This is a genomic window from Brachybacterium sp. FME24 (assembly GCF_014897705.1).
In the GTDB taxonomy this organism is placed as follows: Bacteria; Actinomycetota; Actinomycetes; order Actinomycetales; family Dermabacteraceae; genus Brachybacterium.
In genome coordinates, this window is the sequence record NZ_JABUXV010000021.1 from 71384 (window position 1) to 78599 (window position 7216).

General features: G+C 70.6%; 5 protein-coding genes and 1 pseudogene. 4 read left to right on the forward strand and 2 right to left on the reverse strand.

Features of this window, described 5'->3' with window-relative positions:
- Positions 1-4: 4 nt before the first annotated feature.
- Together INT51_RS19090 and INT51_RS19095 are read left to right on the forward strand one after the other, a co-directional pair.
- A complete protein-coding gene (locus INT51_RS19090) occupies positions 5-1564 on the forward strand; it encodes a DUF3375 domain-containing protein (RefSeq protein ID WP_193106944.1) in 1560 nt (519 codons plus the stop codon).
- A 242-nt stretch (positions 1565-1806) separates the two neighbouring features.
- Positions 1807-4476 (forward strand): metallophosphoesterase, encoded by a 2670-nt coding sequence (locus INT51_RS19095; RefSeq protein ID WP_193106945.1) that lies wholly within the window; start codon positions 1807-1809, stop codon positions 4474-4476.
- Positions 4477-4651: 175 nt separating this feature from the next.
- Here INT51_RS19095 and INT51_RS19100 read toward each other — a convergent pair whose 3' ends face one another.
- Positions 4652-5020, reverse strand: a complete 369-nt coding sequence (locus INT51_RS19100) for an MGMT family protein (protein WP_226985938.1) — start codon at positions 5018-5020, stop codon at positions 4652-4654.
- Between the two features lie 110 nt (positions 5021-5130).
- On the opposite strand from INT51_RS19100, the gene INT51_RS19105 reads away from it, so the two are divergent.
- Together INT51_RS19105 and INT51_RS19110 are read left to right on the forward strand one after the other, a co-directional pair.
- Positions 5131-6198, forward strand: a complete 1068-nt coding sequence (locus INT51_RS19105; protein WP_193106947.1) for a YeeE/YedE family protein — start codon at positions 5131-5133, stop codon at positions 6196-6198.
- 62 nt (positions 6199-6260) lie between these two features.
- Positions 6261-6491, forward strand: coding sequence for a sulfurtransferase TusA family protein (locus INT51_RS19110; protein WP_193106948.1), 231 nt, complete (start codon positions 6261-6263; stop codon positions 6489-6491).
- A gap of 75 nt (positions 6492-6566) precedes the next feature.
- Here INT51_RS19110 and INT51_RS19115 read toward each other — a convergent pair.
- Positions 6567-7216, reverse strand: a pseudogene (locus tag INT51_RS19115) (hypothetical protein); the annotation flags it as partial.

The following is a 7216-nucleotide window of genomic DNA, read 5'->3' on the forward strand; positions in this document are numbered from 1 at the left end:
CCTCGTGACTACGACCGAGCCGAACAGGTGGACCGACCGCCGCAGCGACGCCGTATCTGCGCGCAAGGAGACGTACGAGCAGCTGCGCCGGGCCAGCACCTGGCGCCTGCTCGCCGCGACCAAGGCGCCCGCCGTCCTCGCGATCCTGCAGTCGGTGCTCCCGTCCGGAGACCGTCGGCTGCCCCGCAGCGAGCTCGTCGCCCGCGTCGGCGCGCACCTCCCGCTGCTGCACGACGAGGACCCGGCGGTGGAGGAGGACGGGGCCGAGGGGGACGACGGCGCCGAGGAGGGCGGGCCGGAGGCGCGCAGCGGGCGCAGTGCCGCAGAGTATGTCGACGGCTGGGTGCGCGAGGGGTACCTGACCCGCCGCGACGACCCGCAGCACACCGAGACCACGTTCGAGCCGTCCCCGGCGACGATCGATGCGATCCAGTTCATCGCCTCCCTCGAGGAGCACCGGCCCACCACCACGCAGTCGCGCCTGCAGCTGGTCGTCCAGCAGTTCGAACGCCTCGCGCAGGAGACCGAGACCGATCGCGACGTGCGGCTGGCGGACCTCCAGCGCCGCCGCGAGAGCATCGAGGCGGAGATCCGGGAACTCGCCGAGGGCGAGCTGATGCTGCCGAGCGTCGAGGCCTCCACGGACCGCCTGCGCGACATCCTCCAGATCGCCGCCGAGCTCTCCGGGGACTTCCTCCAGTACCGGGAGGATCTGCGTGCCGTCGACCTGCACCTGCGCGAGCAGATCCTCTCCCCGGAATCCTCCCGCGGTGAGATCCTCGAGCAGCTGCTCGCCGGCGATGACCTGCTGGGACAGTCCACCGTGGGCCGCACCTTCACCGCCTTCTTCCGGATGCTCAACGACCCGGCCCAGACCCGCACCACCCAGGAACTGGTGGACCGGCTGCTGGAGCGCGACTTCTCCCGCACCCTCGGCCGCAGTGAGCGGGAGCGCCTGGCCAACGTGTTCAGCGATCTCTACGAGCCCGCGCAGGAGGTGCTGGACGTCAAGACCGAGCTGTACCGCTCCCTGGCGCGCTTCGTGCGGTCCCAGGACTTCCGCCAGCATCGCGTGCTGCTCGAAGCGCTGCAGGAGGCCCAGGGGATCGCCCTGTCCCAGAAGGACGAGGTCACCACCCGCGCCCCGTTCCCGCTCGAGCTGGACCTGTCCCGCGTCCTGCTGTCCTCCGTGTCCCAGCACCGGCTGAAGGACCCCACCGATCCCGGCGCGCCCGCCGAGGCCGAGGTGCACGACGCCACCGCCCTCAGCATCGAGGTGCTGCAGGATCTGGTGCGCACCAACGACATCGACCTGGTGGGGCTGACCGGGAACGTCAACGAGGTGCGCGGCCGCAGCGGCCAGGCGTCCATCGGTGACGTACTGCGCGAGCAGCCCGCGCAGCAGGGCCTGGCCAGCGTCATCGGTCTGATGTTCCTGGCCACTCAGTTCGCGCAGGAGCGCGAGGGCTCCACCGAGATCGTCACGTGGCGGGAGCTGGACGGGAACGACTACGCCGCGAAGGTGCCGTCGTTCTTCTTCCTGGACGACGTGCCGGTGGAGTAGTAGTCCGCGACTCCCCACCTGCCCTGCCCGGCTCCCCGCCCCGAGCCTGAGGAGCCCGCCGGCGGCGGGCGGAGGCAGCACCGGTCCGGCGGCCTCGCGGCGAGCGGAATTAACCCCGCCGCATCGTGCGGGTCACCGGGAAGCCACGGCCCGGTGGTCCAGGTCTCATATCGTGCAGCGGTCGGCCTCCAGGCGTCGCGTGAGCGACGCCCTGCTCATCCCCTCGAAAGGGTCCCCGCTCCGTGAGCTCCTCCTCGCCACCCTCTGCCCATGCCCTCTCCACGGCCTCCCCAGTGCGCCGCGCGAGCTGGCTGCTGCTGGCCTGCGCGCTGGCGGCCACGTCGTGGGTGCTGGCGCCGACCGCGCCGCAGGCGCACGCCGACCCAGAGGAGGGCTCGCGCTTCAGCCTCGCGGTGCTGCCGGATACGCAGTTCTACTCCCGTTACGCCGAGTCGAACTTCCTTCCCGACTACGGCACGGACCCCTACAACGTCCAGACGCAGTGGCTGACCGAGCACGCCGAAGAGCTGAACATCCCGTTCACCGCGCATCTCGGCGACGTCGTCGACCAGGCAGGCGTCCAGGGCCAATGGGAAGTGGCCGACCAAGCCATGAACACGATGGAGGAAGCGGGCATGCCCTATTCCATCCTCCCCGGCAACCACGACGTGCTGGACTCGAACGACGAGCTGGACGACACCGACTACGACGTCAGCGCCGAGCCGTTCACCCAGTGGTTCGGCCCCGAGCGCGCCGCGCAGCAGTCGACCTACGGCGGCAGCGACCCAACCGGTCTGAGCCAGTTCCACCTCTTCGAGGCCGAAGGCCAGCAGTTCCTCGTCCTCGCGCTGCCCTGGCGCGCCTCCGAGCAGACGCTGGAGTGGGCCCAGGGCGTCCTTGATGAGCACCCCACCGTGCCCGCCATCCTCACCACCCACGACACGATCGCGCTCGACACCGAAGGTCAGGGCTTCACGAGCGACTACGGCGAGGAGCTCTGGGACGGCCTGATCGCCGGGAACGACCAGATCTTCCTGACGCTGAACGGGCATTACCACGGCGCCGCCGTCACCACCCGCGCCAACGACGCCGGCCACGACGTCACCCAGATCCTCATCGACTACCAGATGGCTCGGGACGGCGGCAACGGATACCTGGGACTGCTCGAATTCGACCTCAGCGGCGGCGCCATCCACGGCGAGACCGTCTCCCCGTGGGTCCGCCAGAAGGCGCAGGACCAGCTCACCCAGTTCGAGCAGCCGGCATTGACCGGCCCGGCGCAGAGCTTCGACATCGACATCGACTTCAGCGAGCGCTTCGCAGGCTTCGCCCCGGGCTTCGGGCCGGGTGACGGCCAGTACCCCTCCCTGTCCCAGCGCGCCGTCGACCTCGTCACCGAGGGCTTCAGCGGTGTCCCCGAGAACACGACCCAGGAGCCGGGCTCGGAGCAGGACTACGTGCGCGCCCCAGGCACCCTCGCCCACTGGCGGATGGATGCCCCCGAGGGCTCCCTCGAGGAGGGTGCCGTGATCGAGGACGCCGCCGGCGACAGCGATCTGCACCGCGTCGGCATCGAGGAATCCGGTTCGAGCACCGCTCAGGTCGAGGACGTCACCGTTCAGCCGGAATCACAGGGGTACTCCGCCTCCGGCAGTTCTGTGTGCTTCGACGACTCGAGCCGGGAGCGCTTCAGCTACCTCAGCACTGACCCGGACGCCGCGGTCAACAACGCCGACTTCTCCGGCGGCTACACCATCGAGACGTTCCTGAAGATCGACGAGGACTGGACTGAGTCCTCCAACGGCTGGAGCAAGGCCCTGGTGCGCACCGGCAACCGATCCCAGATCGAGGGCATGCCGTGGTCGCAGTGGGACTACACCGCCTCGCCGACGGCACTGGGCGTGTCGAACCTGAGCGAGTATCAGTGGACGTCCGTCGGCCAGGACGCGACCGCCGGCGACAAGACCGCCTGGTCCGGCGAGATCATCCGCGGGACCTGGAACCACATCGCCGTCGTCAACGACCCGGCCACCGAGGAGATCGTCATGCACGTCAATGGCGCGCCGGTGCTGCGCACCTCCCAGGACGCGCTGGGCGCGTCCTTCAACGAGGACATGCCGTGGATCATCGGCTCCGACTGGGTCGACGACGCCGCCACCAACGGCTGGCACGGCTGCGTGGGCGAGACCCGCATTTCGGATCGTCCGCTGGACCAGGACCAGTGGCTGACCGCCCGCCCCGATCTGGGCACGCTGTCGGTGACGCAGCAGCCCGAGGCCGCGATCGCGTCCGACGAGGAGGCTGTGCTCGAAGGAGCCGGGACGCCGGGCGCCGAGGTGCGCGCCGTACTTCCCGGCAGCGGGGAGCCCGTGAGCGCCGACGTGACCGAGGACGGGACCTGGTCCCTGACGATCCCCGGTGGGCAGCTGACTGACGCGGAATCAGTGCTGACCCTGGACCAGGGCTTCGGCGAGCGCCGATCCGAGGCCACCGTGACGACCATCCTGGTCGAAGCGGACGAGCCGTCGGACCCGGAGACGCCGCAGGATCCGGGCGCCCCGGAGGACCCCGACGTCCCGCAGGATCCTGATGTTCCGCAGGACCCGGAGGCTCCGCAGGACCCGGAGGCTCCGTTGGACCCCCAGGGTCCGGAGGGCTCGGACGGAGACGACGAGTCTGCGCAGGACACCCCCGGAGGTTCCTCGAACGGGGGCGGTCAGGGTCAGAGCCCGGGGTCGGGTTCCGACTCAGGTGGCGCACCGCAGCAGGACACCACGGCCAGCGGCCCGGGCGGCCTGGCCCGCACGGGCAGCAGCTCCGCGCTCCTGCTGGCAGCCGGCCTGTCGCTGATCCTCCTCGGAGGTGCGACACTCCGCGGCGTGCAACGCCGGAGGGCCGGCCCGCTGGCCTGAGCACGCTGGGGCCCGTCGACTGACACCTCCGTCGATGGGCCCTTGCCCGACGAGTCGCTCGAACGCGCGTGCCCCGCGGTCCACGCTCGCCGTGATCGCCGGTTCTTCGCAGGGGAGGGGCTGGCGTGCGGGGTGTGCCGGAGCTCTCGAGGCCCTACCAGTGCAGGACCGCAGGTCACGTCTCGGTGTCGTCTACCTCGGCGAGGGCCGCACGTGTGGACGCACGCAGCTCCTCCAGGTCCGTGCCGAATCTAGCCATCCGGCAGCCACGACCGTTGGATTTCACGGTGATCCCCTCGGTCTCCCAGTGGGGGAGCGCCCGGGCCAGCAGCGGATGGTCGCCGGAGGAGTTCGTCACGCGCCACCACGGCACGCCGGATCCCCAGGTGCGCATGATCCTCCCCACCAGGCGCGGGCCGACGCCCACGATCGCGCCCACTTCCCCATAGGCGGCAACCTGGCCCGGCGGAATCGCCTCGACCACGCGCAGCACCCGCTCGACGGTGACGTCGTCCATGCGGGTGCGGGGGCGTTCCGAAGGCATGGGTCACAGTGTCGCATCGCGCGATCCGACCCATGGTCCCCGCACGCGCGTTGTGTCACAGAGCGGCACCCGGGTTCCACTTATGAATCTCATTAGCTAGCGTGTCGGGCATGATCCTTACCGGCCTCCTCCTCGGCGCTGTGCTCGGCTACGTGCTGCAGCGCTCGCGATTCTGCGTCACCGGCGCCTTCCGCGACGTCTACATGGCGCGCTCGACGCGCTACCTCGTCCCCTTCCTGCTGGCTATCGCGATCCAGGCCATCGGGGTCGCCGCGCTCACCGGCCTCGGCGTGATCTCCCCCGATCCTGCGAGCTTCGCTCCGCTGGCCGTGATCGGCGGTGGGCTCCTGTTCGGCATCGGCATCATCATGGCCGGCGGCTGCGCCACCGGCACGTACTACCGCGCGGGCGAGGGCCTGCTCGGATCCTGGGTGGCCCTGATCTTCTACGCCCTGTTCGCAGCGGTCATGAAGTACGGGCCCCTGGGCAGCTTCACCGATGCCGCCCGCGCCCGCACCGTCGGCGACGCCACGATCCAGGAGACCCTGGGTGTCAGCGTCTGGGTGCCGACGGTCCTGTTCGCCGGGATCGTCGCCGGGCTCGTGGTGTGGCAGGTGCGTCGCAACGCCGGCCGCAAGCAGGCCGCACTCCCGGCGCGTCGCACCGGCATCGGGCACTACCTGGCAGACATTCCCTGGAGCCCCTGGGTGGGCGGTGTGCTGCTGGGCCTGATCGCCATCGCCGCCTGGGTGCTGTCCACCGCGGCCGGGCGCAACGGCGGGCTGGGCATCACCACGCCCTCGGCCAAGATCGTCACCTTCCTGACCACGGGCGACGTCACCCTCGTGGACTGGTCGGTGATGCTGGTGCTCGGCATCCTGCTGGGCTCGTTCATCGCTGCCAAGCTCTCCGGCGAGTTCCGCTGGCGGGTCCCGGACGCCGCCACCATGCTGCGCAGCGCCGGCGGCGGCGTGGCGATGGGCGTCGGTGCCGCCCTCGCGGGCGGATGCACCATCGGCAACTCCCTCGTGGAGACCAGTTTGTTCAGCTACCAGGGCTGGGTGTCGCTGATCGCGATCATGCTCGGCACCTGGGGCGCGGCCTGGTTCTTCCTGGTGCGCCCGCAGAAGATCGCCGCCGCGAACCGGCCCGCTGCGGTGCTCACCCCCGCTGCCTGAGCAGCGCGCGACCCTGTTATTTCCCGTCCATTCCTTCCCACGATTCGACCCAAGGAGCCACCATGGCCGCATACACCCTCGAGACCAACGGCGCCGTCTGCCCCTTCCCGCTGATCGACGCGAAGACCGCGATGGAGCAGCTGAGCACCGGTGACGACCTGATCATCGGATTCGACTGCACCCAGGCCACCGATTCGCTGCCCCAGTGGGCGGCGGAGGCGGGCCATGAGGTCGTCGCCTTCGACCGCGTGGGCGACGCCGGCTGGACCATCACGGTGCGCAAGGCCGCCTGAGCCCGCCGCACCACGCGCAGACAGCGGCCCGGGAACCTGATCAGGTTCCCGGGCCGCTGTTGTCGTCAGCTGGGCTCAGCCGCGGTGCTCGGTGCCGTCCTCCGGAGCGCCGAACTCGGGCGCGCGCGGCGGGATGTCACCGTTCTCGTCCGCCAGGGGCTGCTGCTGGCCCTGCGGGACGGTCGGATCCTGCTCGAATCGCTGGCCGTCGCGGAACTGCGGGTCCTCGACCGGGCGCTGATCCTGGCCGAACTGCTGGCCCTGCTGCGACCCGGGGGCAGGGTCCTGGAACGCCGGAGCATCGGGCTGCTGCTGCGGTGCGACGGGTGCCTGACCTGACGGAGCGCCGTACTCGTACGCGCCGGACTGCGCGTCACGCTGCCCGCCCTGAGCCTGACCGGCCCGGCCCTGACCGTACTGGCCCTGACCACTCAGGTCCTGGCCGTACTGGCCCTGCGCCGGGTGGGAATCGCGGGACTGCTCGAACTGCATGCGCTGTTCGTAGCCGTCCTGCTGGAACTCGACAGGCTCCGCGCCGTACTGGCCCTCCCCGTAGGGAGAGGTTCCGGCCTGCTGCGGCGCGCCGCCCTCGGCCTGGCGCGGAACCGCTGCTCCGGCGCCTGCACCTGCACCGGCCGATGTGGGCTGGGTGCCACCGCCGTGGGCCTGCCCGAGATCGTTCTCCCGGTTCAGGTCATCGGCAGGTCGCGCCTGGGGGCGACCCT